Source organism: Vibrio sp. YT-17, from assembly GCF_033337375.1.
Taxonomy (GTDB): domain Bacteria; phylum Pseudomonadota; class Gammaproteobacteria; order Enterobacterales; family Vibrionaceae; genus Vibrio; species Vibrio alginolyticus.
Map to the genome: position 1 here is coordinate 1 of NZ_JAWOQP010000171.1, position 1113 is coordinate 1113.

The window sequence follows — 1113 nt, forward strand, 5'->3', positions numbered from 1 at the left end:
CGCCGCTCACGCCCATTTACTCCCTAAAAATACCATTGGTCGCATCCTACAGCTGACTATGAAGCGATGGCGTAATCTGAAACCATCAAATCACGTTCAACTAAGGACAGTCACCATGATGGTTTTCAATCTTCATTTATCCAGAGCCACAACCTTGCTCGGCGCGGCATTGGCAGCGTTTACCTTGAGTAGCAGCTTGGCGTTGGCAAACCCTACTGAGCAGTTACTAACTCGCTTTAACCAAGCCGCACAGGGCGACACGGGTTTGGTGGATACTGTACATGACGAGCTTTCACAATTAGTTCAAAAGCAAGGCGCTACGCCTGTGACATTGGTTTATCTTGGCAGCAGTGAAACCTTGCAAGGGCGCGATGCGTTTATGCCATGGAACAAGATGAAGTTCACTGAGCGTGGACTTGCCACCATTCAGAAAGGTTTGGATTTAATGGCGAATCAACCTATGCCGACTCAAGAGCAGCAGCGTTTACAAGGGCTACCGGAATATCAATTGGCTACTGCGATGGCGGCCACTACTTACACTTCGCTTCCGGATATGTTTAATCACTTTGAGCGTGGGTACGAGCTGTACCTGACTCTGCTTGATGAACCGAGCTTCAATCAACAACCGTTCGCGGCAACGGCTTGGGTTTACCTTTACGCCATTGAAGCAGCGCTGCGTGCTGAGGACATGGAGCAAGCGCAGAAATGGTTGGCGAAAATGGAAAGTTTCGATAGTACTCACTTAGAAACGCAAACTGCCAAAGCGTTACTGGCTAAACATTAAGGAGGCGTCATGATCGTTTTCAGTCAACTTAGTCGCGATTACACCCTTGGCAGCCAGACCGTACGCGCGTTGCAAGATGTCTCTGGTGAGGTGTTTGCCTGTGAAATGGTGGCGCTGTGTGGGCCTTCCGGCTCAGGAAAAAGTACCTTCCTCAATGTGCTTGGCATGTTGGATTCTCAATATCAAGGTCAGGTAACGTTTGCTGGTCAACCTTACCCGAGTGGACAAATGCAGGCTGCGAAAATGCGCCGTGAAAAGCTGGGTTTTATATTCCAAAAATTCAACTTGGTGCCAGTGATGACGGCTTTGGAGAACGTCGCTTATCCGTT

The 1113-nt window shown here is 49.1% G+C and carries 2 protein-coding genes; both read left to right on the forward strand.

All coding sequences use genetic code 11. The features are described 5' to 3' along the window. The first annotated feature begins 115 nt into the window (after positions 1–115). Positions 116–784 (forward strand): hypothetical protein, encoded by a 669-nt coding sequence (locus R7F67_RS24735; protein ID WP_025626608.1) that lies wholly within the window; start codon positions 116–118, stop codon positions 782–784. A gap of 9 nt (positions 785–793) precedes the next feature. Beyond that, on the forward strand, positions 794–1113 hold a 320-nt coding region (locus R7F67_RS24740; protein WP_318057522.1), incomplete at its 3' end, for an ATP-binding cassette domain-containing protein.